This window comes from Thermonema lapsum (genome assembly GCF_011761635.1).
In the GTDB taxonomy this organism is placed as follows: Bacteria; Bacteroidota; Bacteroidia; order Cytophagales; family Thermonemataceae; genus Thermonema; species Thermonema lapsum.
This window is the reverse complement of sequence record NZ_JAASRN010000002.1, coordinates 491,256-507,951: the sequence shown is the minus strand read 5'-3', so window position 1 is coordinate 507,951 and position 16,696 is coordinate 491,256. Positions and strand designations below refer to the sequence as shown.

Genomic DNA, 16,696 nt, shown 5'->3' with positions numbered 1-16,696 from the left:
TCAAAGATAACAGCTTTTTAAAGATTTCTAAAAGCTGTGGAAATGAACGAGCAGCAGGAGATGGGCAGCGCCTGTAAGGGCTTTTTTCTACTTTTGTATCTCGAAAAACAAGCAATTCACATGGAACTGACCCCCTTAACTGCCATTTCGCCCATCGACGGGCGCTATCGAAGCAAAGTGGAAGCCTTAGCACCCTACTTTTCAGAATATGCCTTGATTCGCTACCGAGTGAGGGTGGAAGTGGAATATTTTATTGCCCTTTGTGAACAGGGCACTCCTCCCTTGCCCGTTTTAACTACCGCACAAAAAGAAGCCTTGCGCGCTTTGTATGAAAATTTTAGCCAACACGATGCCCTACGCATCAAAGAAATAGAGCGCACCACCAACCACGACGTGAAAGCTGTAGAGTATTTTCTGAAGGAACGTTTTCCGTCGCTTGGTTTGGCGTCTTATTGCGAGTTTATTCACTTTGGGCTCACTTCGCAAGACATCAACAACACGGCTATGCCCTTGATGCTCAAAGAAGCCATAGAGCAAGTGATGATGCCATGCCTGCAAGAACTCTTGGCTTTGATGCAGTCAATGGCTACCCATTGGCGCGAGGTGCCTATGTTGGCACGTACCCACGGACAACCGGCTTCGCCTACTGGCATGGGTAAAGAATGGATGGTTTTTGTTGAGCGCTTGCAGGCACAGGTAGCCCATTTGCAGCGAGTCCCTTATGCCGCCAAGTTTGGAGGTGCCACTGGCAACTTCAACGCCCACTATGTGGCATACCCGCAGGTCGATTGGCACGCTTTTGCCGATGATTTCGTAGCGAACTACCTGGGCTTACAGCGTAGTCATTTTACTACTCAGATTGAACACTACGACCAACTGGCAGCCCTCTTAGATGCTTTCCGCCGCATCAACGTCATTTTGATTGACTTTGCCCGTGATGTGTGGAGCTATATTGCTTTTGATTATTTCAAACAAAAAATCAACCCCAACGAAGTGGGCTCTTCGGCAATGCCGCACAAGGTAAACCCCATTGACTTCGAAAATGCCGAAGGAAACCTCATGTGGGCAAATGCCGCCTTTAACTTCCTATCAAACAAATTGCCGGTGTCGCGCCTACAGCGCGACCTGACCGACTCAACCGTCTTACGCAACTTGGGCGTTCCTATGGCGCATACCCTTTTGGCATGGACCTCGCTCATGCGTGGCATGAACAAACTCGAACTCAACGAAGAGGCGATTCGCAGCGACCTCGAAGACAATTGGGCTGTAGTGGCAGAAGCCATCCAAACCATCCTGCGGCGCGAAGGCTATCCCAAGCCTTACGAAGCATTGAAAGCCCTCACACGCACAGGTGAGCGTATCACAGCAGAGCGCCTTCATGCTTTCATCGACGCCTTGGACGTGCCCGAACAGGTAAAAAAAGAGCTGCGCAACATTACCCCTTTCAATTATGTAGGCTCTGCTTTACGTTTCTAAAAAAATTGTTATTTTATTTGCTGTAATCTTTTGGGTACTTAACTTATTCAAACAAGATTATGGCTCTCTTTCACAGTCTTGATGACCTGTGCAGCAAGGTGCTGTTTTTTGATATAGAAACAGCACCTGCTTTTCCTTCTTTTGATGCCATGCCGCCGGCTTTACAAGACCAGTGGTGTCATCAGGCAGAGAAGATAAACCGCTATGAAGACACCGGCATGTCTGCCGAAGAGCTGTATCCGCTCAAAGCCGGCATTTATGCAGAGTTTGCCCGTGTGGTATGTGTGAGCTTCGGGCTGTTTGGAAAAAAAGAAGGGCATTATTTCTTCCGTTTGAAGTCTTACTGCGGCGAAGACGAAGCCCGTCTGCTGCAAGAGTTCGCCCGTATCCTTGACAATAAATCTATACGTTATTTGTGTGCCCACAACGGGCGTGAATTTGACGTGCCCTTTTTGGCACGCCGCTACCTGATTCAAGGGCTGCCGGTGCCTGCTATGATAGACTTGCGTATGAAAAGACCCTGGGACGAAGCCGCCAGGTATGTGATTGATACAATGGAACTATGGAGCTTTGGCGACAAGAAAAGCTTTACCCGTCTGGAATTGCTTTGTGCTGTTTTCGATATCCCCTCGCCCAAGTCCGATATCGATGGAAGCAAAGTAGGAGAGGTTTTCTGGAAAGAAAAAGATTTAGAGCGTATTGCACGCTACTGTGAAAACGATGTGCTGGCTACTGCCCGTCTCTATTTAAAATACATGCGCCTGCCTTCCATCAGCAGCGAGCAAGTGGAATATGCCGACAGGCTTATGGTTTAATATGCAAATAAACGAAAACAAAGTGGAGCTGAACCAACTGATTCAACACCTGCGTATGGATGGAATACGCACCATCTATTATGGTCCTTTTACTTATAATGTCATCAACGAGTTGGGCTACCACATCAAGCAATACCTCGACAAGTCGAAGAACGTACGCGACAAAGCATTTTACGCCTTTGTAGAATTGTGCGAAAATATAGGCAACTATGCAGCTACTTACGAGGTAGTAGGCAAAAAACGTATAGGTACCGGCTTGATGGCACTTTCTGAAACAGAAAAAAGCTATTGCATTCAAACCGTCAATTATGTTACCGTGCAGCAGCAACAACAGTTGCAACAGCGTTTGGCAAAAGTGACGAGCATGGACCGGCGCGAGCTGCGTGCCTATAAAAATGACTTGCGCCAACAAGCCATTCAAAACAAACACCACTCTGGCAATATAGGTTTGATAGAGGTGCTATTGCGACTCAACCAAAAAGTGGATTTTCATTGGATAGAAACCAGCGAAAATCTTGTTCTATTTGTAGTGAAAGCGTATATTGATAAGAAAGACGATAGTGGCACCAAAATGGACGATTTGGTTATCAAAGGTGAAAAGGGCACCTATCTGACGCCCGATGTGTATTTCTCGGCGCAAACTGGTGTGTGTGAAATAAAAGGTGAGTCGTACCAAGAAGACACCTTCGAATTCTACAATACCCTTATCAACTGGATAGATACCTACATCCATGAAGTAAAAAAACCATTGACCCTGAACTTGAAGCTCACTTACTTTAATACTTCTTCTTCTCGTGCCCTGCAGGAAATTTTTCTCTTGCTTAAAGAATACCAAGAACAGGGGGGCGAGGTAACTATCAACTGGTATTACCTCATGCACGATGAAAGCATGCTCGAAGAAGCCGAAGACTTTCAACTGAGTACAGGCTTGAAATTTAATGTGATTTCGGTAGAAAAATTTGATTGAGCAATTTTTTGAAAATCATTGGACTATGAGAGGCGGAAGAAAAAAATCAAAAAAAGTTTTGCAAATTTGAAAGAAGCCTTTAACTTTGCATTCCGTTAGCAGATGGCTAATACGAAAAACATCGCAAAACAAATATTTGGGGAGATACCGAAGCGGTCAAACGGGGCAGACTGTAAATCTGCTGGCTTATGCCTTCGTAGGTTCGAATCCTGCTCTCCCCACCATTTAAAAGCGAGAGTAGCTCAGTTGGTAGAGCGTCAGCCTTCCAAGCTGAATGTCGCGGGTTCGAGTCCCGTCTCTCGCTCTGCTTAAAACAAAAAGGTATTTTCGTCTAAGCCGATGTAGCTCAGGGGTAGAGCGCTTCCTTGGTAAGGAAGAGGTCACGGGTTCAAATCCCGTCATTGGCTCTATTTTAATTTTGTAAAGCACACAGACAACGCTATTCGCGCAGTGAATAGCTTATTTGTTTATCTATCCATCGCTTGTAATTAATAACTTCAAAAGAAAAACAGAGATATGGCAAAGGAAACATTTCAGAGAACTAAGCCCCACGTAAACATAGGCACTATCGGGCACGTTGACCACGGCAAAACTACCTTGACCGCGGCAATTACTCACGTATTGGCTAAGAAAAACTTGGCAGAAGCAAGAGACTTCTCTTCTATCGATAACGCTCCCGAAGAAAAAGAGCGTGGTATTACCATTAACACTGCCCACGTAGAATACCAAACCGAAAAGCGTCACTATGCTCACGTGGACTGCCCCGGTCACGCCGACTACGTGAAAAACATGGTTACCGGTGCTGCTCAAATGGACGGCGCTATCCTTGTAGTAGCGGCTACCGATGGTCCTATGCCTCAAACCCGTGAGCACATCCTGTTGGCTCGTCAGGTAGGGGTGCCTGCTATTGTGGTATTTATGAACAAGGTAGACCTCGTTGATGACGAAGAATTGCTCGACCTTGTTGAAATGGAAATCCGTGAGTTGTTGAGCAAATATGAATACGATGGGGACAACATCCCTGTAGTTCGTGGTTCTGCTTTGGGTGCTTTGAATAACGAGCCTCGCTGGGTAGCTACCGTAGAAGAACTGATGAATGTGGTGGATGAATACATTCCTACCCCCGAGCGCTTGGTTGACAAACCTTTCTTGATGCCTATCGAAGACGTATTCTCTATCACCGGTCGTGGTACTGTGGCTACGGGTCGTATCGAGCGCGGTGTTATCAAAACCGGTGACCCCGTAGAAATCATCGGTATGGGTGAGGAAAAACTGACCTCTACCGTTACCGGCGTGGAAATGTTCCGCAAAATTTTGGACAGAGGTGAAGCCGGTGATAACGTAGGTCTGTTGTTGCGTGGTATAGAGAAAACCCAAATTCGCCGCGGTATGGTCATTTGCCAGCCCGGTACCGTAACACCTCACAAGAAATTCAAGGCTGAGATTTATGTATTGAGCAAAGAAGAAGGTGGTCGTCACACTCCTTTCTTCAACAACTACCGCCCTCAGTTCTACTTCCGTACTACTGACGTAACTGGCACTATTCAATTGCCCGAAGGCGTGGAAATGGTAATGCCCGGTGACAACGTAACCATCACTGTGGAATTGCAAAAACCCATCGCCTTGGAAAAAGGTTTGCGCTTCGCTGTCCGCGAAGGTGGTAGAACCGTAGGAGCTGGTCAGGTAACTGAAATCCTTGACTAATTAAATAATGCATAGGCAAGTGTATCCTCTGGATACACTTGCTTTTTTCAAAGCAAATGCTTACATTTGCACTCCTTTTGTTTGAATACACACCTACAGGTGTAGCTCAATTGGCAGAGCAGCGGTCTCCAAAACCGCAGGCTGCAGGTTCGAGTCCTGCCACCTGTGCAAAAAATAGGCTTATGTCTTCAGTTACACAAGAAAATGACAAAAAAGGACTTTGGGGAGGGCTCGTGCACTATGTGCGCGAATCTTATCATGAGTTGACAACCAAAGTCACTTGGCCCAAAGGGAAAACTTTGTGGAGAGACGCTATGATTGTGCTCTTTGCCTCCTTGCTTTTTGCCCTTCTTATTGGTGCCATGGATTTCATCTTTAAGACAGCCTTGACCTTCTTCTACGAGCAAATATAACTTTATATACCTAATTCGGGGGTGGGAATGGAAACGCATAAATGGTATGTCCTGCGCGCGATAGCCGGGCAAGAAAGAAAAGTAAAAAGCTATATTGAAAACGAGGTTGCTCGCCAAGGATGGCAAGAGCAAGTGAAGCAGGTCTTTATTCCCACAGAAAAGGTGTATGAAGTGCGTAACGGCAAAAAGAAAATACGAGAAAAGATTTTTTTGCCAGGTTACGTGCTTATTTTGGCTGACTTATCTCAGCCCGAATTGGTGCACACCCTTACCACCTTGCCGGGGGTGATTGGCTTTCTACAAGAAGAAGCTCGCGCCGGCGAGAACCCCAAAGATGGCTACGTGAAGCAACCTATCCCCCTGCGTGAATCCGAAGTAAAACGCATATTAGGAAAAGCTGACGAATCGCAAGAAGCCGAACGCCTCGAAACCCCCTTTATGGTGGGCGAGCATGTAAAAGTAGCCGATGGTCCGTTTAGTGGCTTCGATGGCGTGATAGATCAAGTCTTTGAAGACAGAAAGAAACTGAATGTAATCGTGAAAATATTCGGTAGAAGCACACCCGTTGAGTTAAGTTATACGCAAGTAGAAAAACTCGACTAAAACGGACGTGCTCTCCGTGAAAATATTGGCTTGCTTCCACCAACACCAATCAATTCGCACAACATTCAAACCGCAGAAAAACAATGGCTAAACAAGTAGCAGGATACGTCAAGTTGCAAGTACGCGGCGGTCAGGCCAACCCGGCACCGCCCATAGGACCTGCTCTTGGTGCGAAGGGGATTAACATCATGGAGTTCTGCAAGCAGTTCAATGCCAGAACTCAAGACAAAATGGGTCAAGTACTGCCCGTAGTAATTACCTACTATACGGATAAGTCTTTTGACTTCGTTATCAAAACCCCTCCAGCAGCAGTATTGCTGATGGAAGCCACCAAGCAGAAAAAAGGTTCACCTGAGCCCAACCGTAAAAAAATTGCTTCGGTTACTTGGGACCAGGTGCGTGAGATTGCCGAAATCAAAATGCCGGACCTCAACTGCTATACCGTTGAAGCCGCTATGCGTATGATAGCCGGAACGGCACGCAGTATGGGTATCACGGTGAGCGGTAAGGCGCCTTGGGAAACAGAATCAACCGAATAAAGAGCCTTCAATCATGGGAAAAATTTCAAAAAAACGCAAAGAAGCGTTAGCAAAGTACGATAAAAATAAGGCTTACTCTCTGCTCGATGCGGCAAAAATCTTAAAAGAAATCACCTATACCAACTTCAATGCATCGGTTGATATCGATGTACGCTTGGGAGTTGACCCACGCAAAGCCGACCAAATGGTACGTGGCGTGGTTACTTTGCCGCATGGTACCGGGAAAGAAAAGCGTGTATTGGTGCTTTGTACGCCCGATAAAGCAGAGGAAGCCAAAGCAGCTGGCGCTGACTATGTAGGCTTGGATGAATACATCCAGAAAATAGAAGAAGGTTGGCTTGACTTCGACGTGGTCATTACCATGCCTACCGTGATGGCTAAAGTAGGTAAATTGGGGCGTGTGTTGGGTCCGCGTGGCTTGATGCCCAACCCTAAAGCCGGTACTGTGACCATGGACGTAGCCCAAGCTGTGAAGGATGTAAAAGCCGGTAAAATCGATTTCAAGGTAGATAAGTACGGTATTGTGCATGCTTCTATCGGTCGCATCTCTTTCACTCCTGAACAGATCGCCGAAAACGCACAAGAACTGCTCACTACCTTGATAAAATTGAAGCCGGCGACTGTTAAAGGGACCTACATCCAGTCGATTTACTTGTCGACGACGATGAGCCCAAGTGTTCAAATCGATAAAAACACAGTGCCAGGATTATGACAAGAGAAGAAAAAGCACTCTTAATAGAAGAGTTAGCCAATAAGTTTGCCAAAACCGATTACTTCTACATCGTAGATGCAAGCGGCTTTACCGTCGCCCAAATCAACGAGTTGCGTCGTGCTTGCTTCAAAGCCGGTGTAGAGTATAAGGTGGCAAAAAATACGTTGATTCGTAAAGCACTTGAAAAAAGCCAAAAAGGCAACCTTGAGGCTTTCAACGAAAAAGTGCTCAAAGGCTACTCGGCAGTGATGTTTGCCTCCGAAGAGGCTGCCAATGCTCCAGCTAAAATAGTGGACGAGTATCGCAAGAAGCATAAGTCAGAAAAACCTATTTTGAAAGGTGCTTTCATTGACAGCGATACTTACATTGGTAACGAGCACTTAGAAACTCTGGTTTCGCTCAAGTCCAAACAAGAATTGCTGGGCGAAATTATCGGATTGCTGCAATCGCCTGCTCGAAATGTCATCTCTGCGCTGCAGGGGCAAGGGCAAAAAATTGCTGGCATTCTCAAAACGCTCGAAGAAAGAGCCGCCAGCTAATCTTCAATTATATTCATCAATATTTTATTCATCAACATTTAGTCAAAAGTTATCAACAACTATAAAAAGGGTACGACAATGGCAGATTTGAAAGCTTTCGCAGAACAACTCGTAAACTTGACTGTAAAAGAAGTAAACGAATTAGCTAAAATTTTGAAAGAAGAGTATGGCATCGAGCCTGCTGCTGCAGCAGTAGCCGTAGCGGCTGCCCCCGCTGCTGGTGGTGCAGCCGAAGCTGCAGAAGAGAAAACTTCTTTCGATGTAATTTTGGTTGACGCTGGTGCTTCGAAGCTGAATGTAGTAAAAGAAGTAAAAACCATCACCGGGCTTGGCTTGAAAGAAGCTAAGGAATTGGTTGACAATACGCCCAAGCCTGTTAAAGAAGGTGTAAGCAAAGAAGAGGCTGAGGAAATCAAGAAGAAACTTGAAGAAGCAGGTGCTAAAGTAGAAATCAAGTAGAGTTCTTTCACACATTTCAAATAGGTTTTAGGCCTGGCATCACAGTCAGGTCTAAACCTATTTGTATTCAATAACACTACTTTCTCTTCCGCCTCTGTTCGTTCTTTCTTCCACCAAAAAAACTTTACAATGTCAAAGAGAATCAGCTTTGCTTCTACCAAACGGGTGATTGATTACCCCGACTTCCTTGACGTTCAGTTGCAATCGTTCAGGGATTTCTTCCAATTAGACACACCTGCCGAAAAACGCAAACGTGAGGGGCTCTACCAAGTATTTATGGAAAATTTCCCGGTAGCCGACTCGCGCGAAAATTTTGTGCTTGAATTTATAGATTATGTAATAGACCCCCCCAAGTACTCCGTAGATGAGTGTATTGACAGAGGCTTAACGTATGCTGTCCCTTTAAAAGCAAAGCTACGCTTAATTTGCAACGACGAAGACAACGAAGACTTTGAACCCGTAGAACAAGAGGTCTTTTTGGGCAACATCCCTTATATGACCGAGCGTGGCTCGTTTATTATCAACGGAGCTGAGCGCGTGATTGTATCGCAGTTGCACCGCTCGCCCGGGGTGTTTTTTGCTCAAAGCAAGCACGCCAGCGGCACCAAACTCTATTCTGCACGCATTATTCCTTTAAAAGGGTCGTGGATTGAATTCGCTACAGACGTGAACAACGTCATGTATGCCTATATCGACCGCAAAAAGAAATTCCCGGTTACCACGCTGCTGCGTGCTATTGGTTTCAGTACCGATAAAGATATTCTCGACATCTTTGGACTTTCCGAAGAGTTAGAAGTAAACGAAAAGAACCTGAAAAAAGTAGTCGGTCGCAGGCTTGCTGCTCGTGTGTTACGCACTTGGGTAGAGGATTTTGTAGATGAAGACACCGGCGAGGTGGTTTCTATCAGCCGCAACGAAGTGTTGTTGGAGCGCGATACCGTGATTGAAGAAGAGCACTTGCCACTGATTCTGGACTCTGGAACCACCAGCATCATCTTGCACCGCGAAGATGTCAATACTGCCGACTATCAAATCATATATAATACCTTACAAAAAGACAATTCCAACTCTGAACGGGAGGCTATAGAGCAGATATACCGCCAGTTGCGTAATGCCGAGCCCCCAGATGATGCCACCGCGCGCGACCTCATTCATGGTCTGTTCTTCAGCGAGAAACGCTATGACCTGGGCGATGTAGGGCGTTATCGTATCAATACCAAGCTGGGCTTGGATATAGACCTGGACGTGCGGGTATTGACCAAAGAAGATATTATCAGCATTGTAAAGTACCTCATTGGCTTGATTAACTCCCGTGCTGTGGTGGACGATATCGACCACCTCAGCAACCGCCGTGTGCGTACCGTAGGGGAGCAGTTATATGCACAGTTTGGCGTGGGCTTGGCACGCATGGTGCGTACTATACGCGAGCGTATGAACGTGCGTGACAATGAGGAATTTAAGCCCGTTGACCTCATCAACGCCCGCATCTTGTCTTCTGTCATCAACTCCTTTTTCGGTACCAACCAGCTTTCGCAGTTCATGGACCAAACCAACCCGTTGGCTGAAGTCACTCACAAACGTCGTGTGTCAGCCTTGGGACCTGGTGGTTTGTCACGTGAACATGCCGGCTTTGAGGTGCGCGACGTTCACTATACCCACTATGGACGTTTGTGTACCATCGAAACCCCCGAAGGTCCTAATATCGGTTTGATTTCCTCCTTGACCGTTTATGCTAAAATCAACAACATGGGCTTCATTGAAACGCCCTATCGCCGTGTGGTCAATGGCAAGGTGGACATGTCCGGCGAAGTGATTTACATGACTGCCGAAGAAGAAGACAAATACACCATAGCACAGGCAAATGCCCCTATTGATGACGAGGGGAACTTCCTTTTAAAACAAGTGAAGGCTCGCAATAAGGGCGATTTTATCATGGTAAGTCCAGAAGAAGTGGACTTCATGGACGTGTCGCCTAACCAGATTGTATCCTTAGCGGCTTCTTTGATTCCTTTCTTGGAGCATGACGACGCCAACCGTGCTCTCATGGGCTCGAACATGCAGCGTCAGGCAGTGCCTTTGATTCAACCCGAAGCGCCTATCGTAGGTACCGGGCTTGAAGAACGTGCGGCATTGGATTCTCGCATTTTGATATTAGCCGAAGGCGATGGGGTCGTGGATTATGTGGATAGCAGCAAGATTGTGGTGAAATATGACTTCGATGAACAAGACCGCTTAGTAAGTTTCACCGGTGAATATAAAACCTATAAGCTTGCGAAGTTTCGCCGTACAAACCAAAGCACTTGCATCAACTTGACGCCTATTGTGCGCAAAGGTGACCGCGTGAAGAAAGGACAACCTTTGTGTGAAGGTTATGCAACTCAAGGCGGCGAGCTGGCATTGGGTCGCAACCTCTTGGTTGCCTTCATGCCTTGGCGTGGTTACAACTTCGAGGATGCTATTGTTATCTCGGAACGTGTAGTTAGAGAAGACATCTACACATCCATTCATATTGATGAATATGAGCTGGAGGTACGCGACACCAAGCGCGGCGAAGAAGAACTCACTTCCGAAATCCCCAACGTGGGAGAAGATGCCATCCGTCACTTGGATGAAAACGGCATAGTGAAGATAGGCACCTTTGTGAGAGAGGGAGACATACTAGTAGGTAAAATCACTCCTAAGGGCGAATCAGACCCCACTCCAGAAGAAAAACTGCTGCGCGCTATCTTCGGCGATAAAGCCGGTGATGTGAAAGATGCCTCTCTGCGCCTGCCGCCCGCAGTAGAAGGGGTGGTAATCAACACCAAGTTGTTTGCCCGCTCGCGCAAAGACAAAGACCTGCGCAAAAAAGCCAAAGACGAAGTGAAAAAACTAATGGACACTTACTCCAAAAAATTGGCTGAATTGCGCAGTACCATGATTGACAAGCTGGCGCAGCTGCTCGAAGGCAAGGTGTCGCAAGGGGTGAAACATAAATTTGGTGATGAGCTTATATCGAAGGGCACCAAATTCACCCGTAAGAACATAGAGCAAAACCTCTTCCCTAAGAAAAACCCATACAGTGACGAAAGCATGTACAACGTGCCGGAAGAGGTGAACCTCATCGCCGAGGTGCGCTTGGAAGGCTGGACAGAAGACGAAAAAACCAATGAATTGGTAGCTAAGTTGGTAGCCAACTACCAGCGTGCTCGCAACGAGGTCATTGCTTGGTTCAAGCGTGAACGTTTCAACTTGGAAGTAGGCGACGAGCTGCCCGCCGGTATTTTGAAACTCGCTAAAGTGTATATCGCCCAGAAGCGTAAACTGAAAGTGGGAGATAAAATGGCGGGGCGTCACGGTAATAAAGGGGTGGTAGCCAAAATCGTGCGTATAGAAGACATGCCATTCCTTGAAGACGGTACCCCCGTAGATATCGTTCTTAACCCGCTGGGTGTACCTTCGCGTATGAACATCGGGCAGCTCTATGAAACGGTGCTCGGTTGGGCAGGTAAAAAACTAGGACGCAGATACGCTACCCCCATCTTTGATGGTGCCAAGCTCGAAGACATCGAAAAAGAGATTCAAGAAGCCGGCTTGCCTCCCTTGGGGCGTACTTATCTGTATGATGGCTTGACCGGTGAACGCTTCGAGCAGCCCGTTACCGTAGGGGTAATGTATATGCTCAAGCTGGGGCACATGGTAGATGACAAAATGCACGCCCGTTCTATTGGTCCTTACTCGCTCATCACGCAACAGCCCTTGGGTGGTAAAGCCCAGTTCGGTGGTCAGCGTTTTGGTGAGATGGAAGTGTGGGCACTTGAAGCTTTCGGCGCTGCTCACATCCTGCGTGAAATCCTTACCGTGAAGTCAGATGACGTGGTAGGACGTGCCAAAGTGTACGAAAGCATAGTGAAGGGTGAGCCCTTCCCCGAGCCGGGAGTGCCCGAGTCGTTCAATGTATTGGTACATGAGCTGCGCGGCTTAGCTCTCGAGGTAACTTTCCATGATAGAGAAGACCTGAAACGCATCAAAGAATTGACAGAAAAATGATTCGTTGGAGTAAGCCCCTTGCTGGGGCTTGCTCTTCTTTCTCTTATTCTCAATCTTTTAATTTAAGCTCCAAACCTGAAATATACGATATGGCATTCGGCAGAAGCAAAAAAGTAAGCAGCAATTTCGAGGCTATTACCATTAGCCTTGCATCGCCGGAATCAATCCTTGATAGCTCTTACGGGGAAGTAACCCAACCCGAGACTATCAACTACAGAACCTACAAGCCGGAGATGGGCGGTCTTTTCTGTGAGCGCATCTTCGGACCGGTCAAAGATTATGAATGTCACTGTGGCAAATACAAACGGATTCGTTACAAAGGCATCGTTTGCGACCGCTGCGGGGTAGAAGTAACCGAGAAGAAAGTGCGGCGTGAGCGAATGGGGCATATTGAGCTCGTAGTGCCGGTGGCTCATATCTGGTACTTCCGTTCTTTGCCTAACAAAATAGGCTATTTGCTGGGCTTGTCTTCCAAAAAGCTCGACCAAATCATTTATTATGAGCGCTATGTTGTGATTCAGCCCGGTATTTTGGAAGAAGAGGGCGTCTCTTATCTCGACTTCCTCACCGAAGACGAATATTTGGATATTTTAGATAAACTGCCTCGAGAAAACCAAATGCTTGATGACAGTGACCCCCGAAAGTTTATTGCTAAAATGGGGGGCGAGGCATTGGAGATGCTTCTGTCGCGCATCGACTTGGATAAACTCTCTTATGAGTTGCGCCATCAGGCAGCCAACGATAGCTCACAGCAGCGTCGTGCCGAGGCGCTCAAGCGCCTGCGCATAGTGCGTGCTTTCCAAGAAGCACAAAAGAAAATAGAGAACCGTCCGGAGTGGATGATTGTGCGCATGGTACCGGTGATTCCGCCCGAGTTGCGCCCCTTGGTGCCTCTGGACGGCGGACGCTTCGCTACCTCAGACCTCAACGAGTTGTATCGTCGGGTGATTATCCGCAACAATCGTTTGAAGCGCCTGCTTGAAATCAAAGCGCCGGAGGTGATTCTGCGTAACGAAAAGCGTATGCTTCAAGAAGCGGTAGATTCACTCTTCGACAATTCGCGTAAGGTCAATGCCGTGAAAGCAGAAGGCAACCGCGCTTTGAAGTCGCTTTCCGATACCTTGAAAGGAAAACAGGGGCGCTTCCGTCAAAACCTCTTGGGTAAGCGTGTTGACTATTCCGGGCGTTCGGTGATTGTGGTAGGTCCAGAATTGAAAATGCACGAGTGTGGCTTGCCCAAAGACATGGCAGCCGAGTTGTTCAAGCCTTTCATCATCCGGAAGCTGATTGAGCGCGGGATAGTAAAAACTGTAAAGACTGCCAAGAAAATAGTGGACCGCAAGGACCCTGTCATTTGGGACATCTTGGAAAATGTGTTGAAAGGGCATCCCGTATTGCTCAACCGTGCACCTACTTTGCACCGCTTGGGTATTCAGGCATTCCAGCCTAAATTGATTGAAGGCAAAGCTATCCAGTTGCACCCCTTGGTATGTACGGCTTTCAACGCCGACTTCGACGGTGACCAAATGGCAGTGCACGTGCCTTTGAGCAACGAGGCTATCCTTGAAGCATCGCTATTGATGCTTTCTACTCACAACATCTTGAGCCCTGCCAACGGTGCCCCCATTGCTGTGCCTTCGCAAGACATGGTGTTGGGCTTGTATTACCTCACCAAAGGGCGTCGCAGCACCGAAGACAAGCCAGTACCGGGTGAAGGCAAGATTTTCTACTCGCCCGAAGAGGTAATCATTGCTTTGAATGAGGGTAAAATTTCGAAACACGCCTTCATCAAAGTGAAAGTGAAAGTGAAAGAGGGGGAACAGCTTGTGGAAAAAATGATTGAAACTGTTGCCGGGCGTGTTATCTTCAATCAGTTTGTGCCCGAGCAAGTTGGCTTCATCAACGAGCTGCTCACCAAGAAAAAACTGCAGAAAATCATCTCGCTGGTGCACAAAGAGGCGGGCGTGCCAGCAACTGCCAAATTCCTTGACGACATCAAGGAGCTGGGCTATACTATGGCATACAAAGGGGGCTTGTCTATTGGCTTAGGGGATATCCTTGTGCCCGAAGAAAAACAGAAACTTATTGAAAAAGCTAAAGAAGAGGTAGAAAGCATCTACCAAAACTATATGATGGGTCTGATTACCGATAACGAACGCTACAATCAGGTAATCGACATTTGGACTCGTGTAAACAACAAGCTGACGAACATCTTGCTTGATAAAATGCGCGACGACGACCAGGGCTTCAACCCTGTATTTATGATGATGGATTCCGGTGCTCGCGGTTCTAAAGAGCAGATTCGTCAGCTGGGCGGTATGCGTGGTTTGATGGCAAAACCACAAAAGAGCTTGCAAGGCTCGGTAGGTGCTATCATCGAAAACCCCATCTTGTCGAACTTTAAAGAAGGGCTTGACGTACTCGAATACTTTATTTCTACTCATGGTGCCCGCAAAGGTTTGGCAGATACCGCTTTGAAGACAGCTGACGCCGGTTATTTGACTCGCCGCTTGGTGGATGTAGCCCAAGATGTGATTGTGAACGAAGAGGATTGTGGCACTCTGCGAGGCATCGTCATCGGCGCTCTCAAAAACGAAGAGGAGATAGTAGAGCCCATCAGCGAACGTATTCTGGGGCGGGTGTCTGTGCACGACATATACGACCCCATCACCGATGAGTTGATTGTACGCTCAGGCGAAGAAATCACCGAAGAGATAGCTGCACGCATAGAAGAATCAGCCATCGAGGAAGTGGAAGTGCGTTCTGTGCTGACTTGCGAAAGCAAACGTGGTGTTTGTCGCAAGTGCTATGGGCGCAACTTGGCTACCGGTCGCATGGTAGAAATAGGAGAGGCTGTAGGTGTTATTGCCGCCCAGTCGATTGGTGAGCCTGGTACGCAGCTGACACTACGTACCTTCCACGTAGGGGGTACCGCCTCCAACATTGCCGTGGATGCTAACTTGAAAGCCAAATTCCCCGGTGTTGTTGAGTTTGAAAACATGCGTGTGATTCGTGGGGTTACTACCGATGGGCAAGAAGCCGATATCGTCTTCTCTCGTATGGGCGAAGTGAAAATAGTGGACCCCAAAACCAAAAAGGTATTGGTAACCAACCACGTGCCTTATGGGGCAGTTCTACATGTGAAAGAAGGCGATACCTTACAGAAAGGAGATGTGATTTGCGAGTGGGATGCCTACAACGCTCTTATCCTTTCAGAAGTGGGGGGTAAGGTTTCTTACGAAGCCATCATCGAAGGTATAACCTGCAAAGAAGAGGTGGACGAACAAACCGGCTTCCGCGAAAAAATTATTGTGGAGTCTAAGGATAAAACCAAGAACCCCGCCATCATCATTACTACCGAAAGCGGCGAGGTGAAGAGCTACAACATACCGGTAGGGGCTTATGTGGTTGCCAAAGAAGGAACTACCATCAAACCCGGTCAGGTGTTGGCTAAAATACCGCGTGCCATGGGTAAAACCCGCGACATCACTGGTGGTTTGCCTCGTGTAACCGAATTGTTCGAAGCCCGTAACCCTTCGAACCCCGCAATAGTGAGCGGCATCGATGGTATTGTGAAGTTTGGCAGCATCAAACGAGGCAACCGTGAGATTATAGTGGAAGCCAAAGACGGGGTACAGAAGAAATACATGGTGCCCTTGTCGAAACACATCTTAGTACAGGATGGTGATTTCGTGAAAGCTGGCGCGCCGCTTTCCGACGGTACCATTACCCCAAGTGACATCTTGGCTATCAAAGGACCGACGGCTGTACAGGCTTATTTGGTAAACGAAATTCAGGAAGTGTATCGCCTACAAGGGGTGAAAATCAACGACAAGCACATTGAAGTGATTGTGCGTCAGATGATGCAAAAAGTAGAGGTGATTGACCCCGGAGATACAGACTTCTTGCCCGGCGAGTTGGTAGAAAAGTGGCGCTTCCGTGAGGAAAACGACCGTATCCTAGAGTTGAAGATAGTGGAGGACCCCGGCGACTCCAATCGCTTCAGCCCAGGACAGCCCGTGAGCATGCGTGAGCTACGCGACGAAAACTCGGTGCTGCGCCGCAAAGACTTGCGGCTGGTAAAAGTGCGTGATGCCCGTCCTGCGGTAGCAAAACCCACGCTGCAAGGTATCACACAAGCGTCGTTGGGTACCGAGAGCTTCATCTCGGCGGCATCGTTCCAAGAAACCACCAAGGTACTGAGCGAGGCAGCCGTAGCGGCTAAAACCGATGAACTCTTGGGCTTGAAAGAAAACGTGATTGTTGGGCACCTCATTCCCGCTGGTACAGGCATCCGCCGCTATCAAGACTACATCGTGCTCTCGAAAGAAGAGTATGAAAAGACTTTGCAGGCAGAAGCTGCTCAAAAGGAAGAAGAGGAAAAGCCCAAACGCCGCAAAAGCACCCGCAAAGCAAAAACCAAATAACAAGCAGCACTGG

At 47.6% G+C, this 16,696-nt stretch carries 12 protein-coding genes and 4 tRNA genes; all 16 read left to right on the top strand.

The window, feature by feature from the left end:
• Positions 1 to 120: 120 nt before the first annotated feature.
• The 16 genes from purB (at position 121) to rpoC (ending at position 16,683) form a co-directional block, all read left to right on the top strand.
• Complete coding sequence (gene purB, locus FHS56_RS07515; protein ID WP_166919302.1) at positions 121 to 1,476, top strand: adenylosuccinate lyase; 1,356 nt, start codon at positions 121 to 123, stop codon at positions 1,474 to 1,476.
• 59 nt (positions 1,477 to 1,535) lie between these two features.
• Positions 1,536 to 2,291, top strand: a complete 756-nt coding sequence (locus FHS56_RS07510; RefSeq protein WP_166919300.1) for a ribonuclease H-like domain-containing protein — start codon at positions 1,536 to 1,538, stop codon at positions 2,289 to 2,291.
• Positions 2,269 to 3,258 carry a SiaC family regulatory phosphoprotein gene (locus FHS56_RS11885; RefSeq protein WP_208409652.1) on the top strand — a complete coding sequence of 330 codons (990 nt, stop codon included), beginning with the start codon at positions 2,269 to 2,271 and terminating at the stop codon, positions 3,256 to 3,258. The genes FHS56_RS07510 and FHS56_RS11885 overlap by 23 nt, the downstream gene beginning before the upstream one ends.
• A gap of 138 nt (positions 3,259 to 3,396) precedes the next feature.
• Positions 3,397 to 3,482, top strand: a tRNA-Tyr gene (locus FHS56_RS07500).
• Between the two features lie 7 nt (positions 3,483 to 3,489).
• Positions 3,490 to 3,562: transfer RNA gene (locus tag FHS56_RS07495), tRNA-Gly, on the top strand.
• Positions 3,563 to 3,593: 31 nt separating this feature from the next.
• Positions 3,594 to 3,665, top strand: a tRNA-Thr gene (locus FHS56_RS07490).
• A 109-nt stretch (positions 3,666 to 3,774) separates the two neighbouring features.
• Positions 3,775 to 4,962, top strand: coding sequence for an elongation factor Tu (gene tuf, locus FHS56_RS07485; protein WP_166919298.1), 1,188 nt, complete (start codon positions 3,775 to 3,777; stop codon positions 4,960 to 4,962).
• A 95-nt stretch (positions 4,963 to 5,057) separates the two neighbouring features.
• Positions 5,058 to 5,130 (top strand) — tRNA-Trp (locus tag FHS56_RS07480).
• 14 nt (positions 5,131 to 5,144) lie between these two features.
• Positions 5,145 to 5,375, top strand: coding sequence for a preprotein translocase subunit SecE (secE, locus tag FHS56_RS07475; RefSeq protein WP_166919295.1), 231 nt, complete (start codon positions 5,145 to 5,147; stop codon positions 5,373 to 5,375).
• Positions 5,376 to 5,402: 27 nt separating this feature from the next.
• On the top strand, positions 5,403 to 5,978 hold the full coding sequence (gene nusG, locus FHS56_RS07470; protein ID WP_166919293.1) for a transcription termination/antitermination protein NusG: 576 nt from the start codon (positions 5,403 to 5,405) through the stop codon (positions 5,976 to 5,978).
• An 83-nt stretch (positions 5,979 to 6,061) separates the two neighbouring features.
• Positions 6,062 to 6,517 carry a 50S ribosomal protein L11 gene (gene rplK, locus FHS56_RS07465; RefSeq protein ID WP_166919291.1) on the top strand — a complete coding sequence of 152 codons (456 nt, stop codon included), beginning with the start codon at positions 6,062 to 6,064 and terminating at the stop codon, positions 6,515 to 6,517.
• 13 nt (positions 6,518 to 6,530) lie between these two features.
• Complete coding sequence (rplA, locus tag FHS56_RS07460) at positions 6,531 to 7,229, top strand: 50S ribosomal protein L1 (RefSeq protein WP_166919288.1); 699 nt, start codon at positions 6,531 to 6,533, stop codon at positions 7,227 to 7,229.
• Positions 7,226 to 7,768: a 50S ribosomal protein L10 gene (rplJ, locus tag FHS56_RS07455; protein WP_166919286.1), complete on the top strand. Its 543-nt coding sequence runs from the start codon at positions 7,226 to 7,228 to the stop codon at positions 7,766 to 7,768. Before rplA ends, rplJ begins: the two co-directional genes overlap by 4 nt.
• Positions 7,769 to 7,846: 78 nt before the next feature.
• On the top strand, positions 7,847 to 8,227 hold the full coding sequence (rplL, locus tag FHS56_RS07450) for a 50S ribosomal protein L7/L12 (RefSeq protein WP_166919284.1): 381 nt from the start codon (positions 7,847 to 7,849) through the stop codon (positions 8,225 to 8,227).
• 129 nt (positions 8,228 to 8,356) lie between these two features.
• Complete coding sequence (gene rpoB / locus FHS56_RS07445) at positions 8,357 to 12,256, top strand: DNA-directed RNA polymerase subunit beta (protein ID WP_166919282.1); 3,900 nt, start codon at positions 8,357 to 8,359, stop codon at positions 12,254 to 12,256.
• Positions 12,257 to 12,345: 89 nt separating this feature from the next.
• Positions 12,346 to 16,683: a DNA-directed RNA polymerase subunit beta' gene (gene rpoC, locus FHS56_RS07440; protein WP_166919280.1), complete on the top strand. Its 4,338-nt coding sequence runs from the start codon at positions 12,346 to 12,348 to the stop codon at positions 16,681 to 16,683.
• The last annotated feature ends 13 nt before the right edge of the window (positions 16,684 to 16,696 follow it).

Coding starts and splice junctions, on each gene's coding strand:
- purB (WP_166919302.1), top strand. CDS start 121: ATGGAACTGACCCCCTTAACTGCCATTTCGCCCATCGACGGGCGCTAT.
- FHS56_RS07510 (WP_166919300.1), top strand. CDS start 1,536: ATGGCTCTCTTTCACAGTCTTGATGACCTGTGCAGCAAGGTGCTGTTT.
- FHS56_RS11885 (WP_208409652.1), top strand. CDS start 2,269: ATGCCGACAGGCTTATGGTTTAATATGCAAATAAACGAAAACAAAGTG.
- tuf (WP_166919298.1), top strand. CDS start 3,775: ATGGCAAAGGAAACATTTCAGAGAACTAAGCCCCACGTAAACATAGGC.
- secE (WP_166919295.1), top strand. CDS start 5,145: ATGTCTTCAGTTACACAAGAAAATGACAAAAAAGGACTTTGGGGAGGG.
- nusG (WP_166919293.1), top strand. CDS start 5,403: ATGGAAACGCATAAATGGTATGTCCTGCGCGCGATAGCCGGGCAAGAA.
- rplK (WP_166919291.1), top strand. CDS start 6,062: ATGGCTAAACAAGTAGCAGGATACGTCAAGTTGCAAGTACGCGGCGGT.
- rplA (WP_166919288.1), top strand. CDS start 6,531: ATGGGAAAAATTTCAAAAAAACGCAAAGAAGCGTTAGCAAAGTACGAT.
- rplJ (WP_166919286.1), top strand. CDS start 7,226: ATGACAAGAGAAGAAAAAGCACTCTTAATAGAAGAGTTAGCCAATAAG.
- rplL (WP_166919284.1), top strand. CDS start 7,847: ATGGCAGATTTGAAAGCTTTCGCAGAACAACTCGTAAACTTGACTGTA.
- rpoB (WP_166919282.1), top strand. CDS start 8,357: ATGTCAAAGAGAATCAGCTTTGCTTCTACCAAACGGGTGATTGATTAC.
- rpoC (WP_166919280.1), top strand. CDS start 12,346: ATGGCATTCGGCAGAAGCAAAAAAGTAAGCAGCAATTTCGAGGCTATT.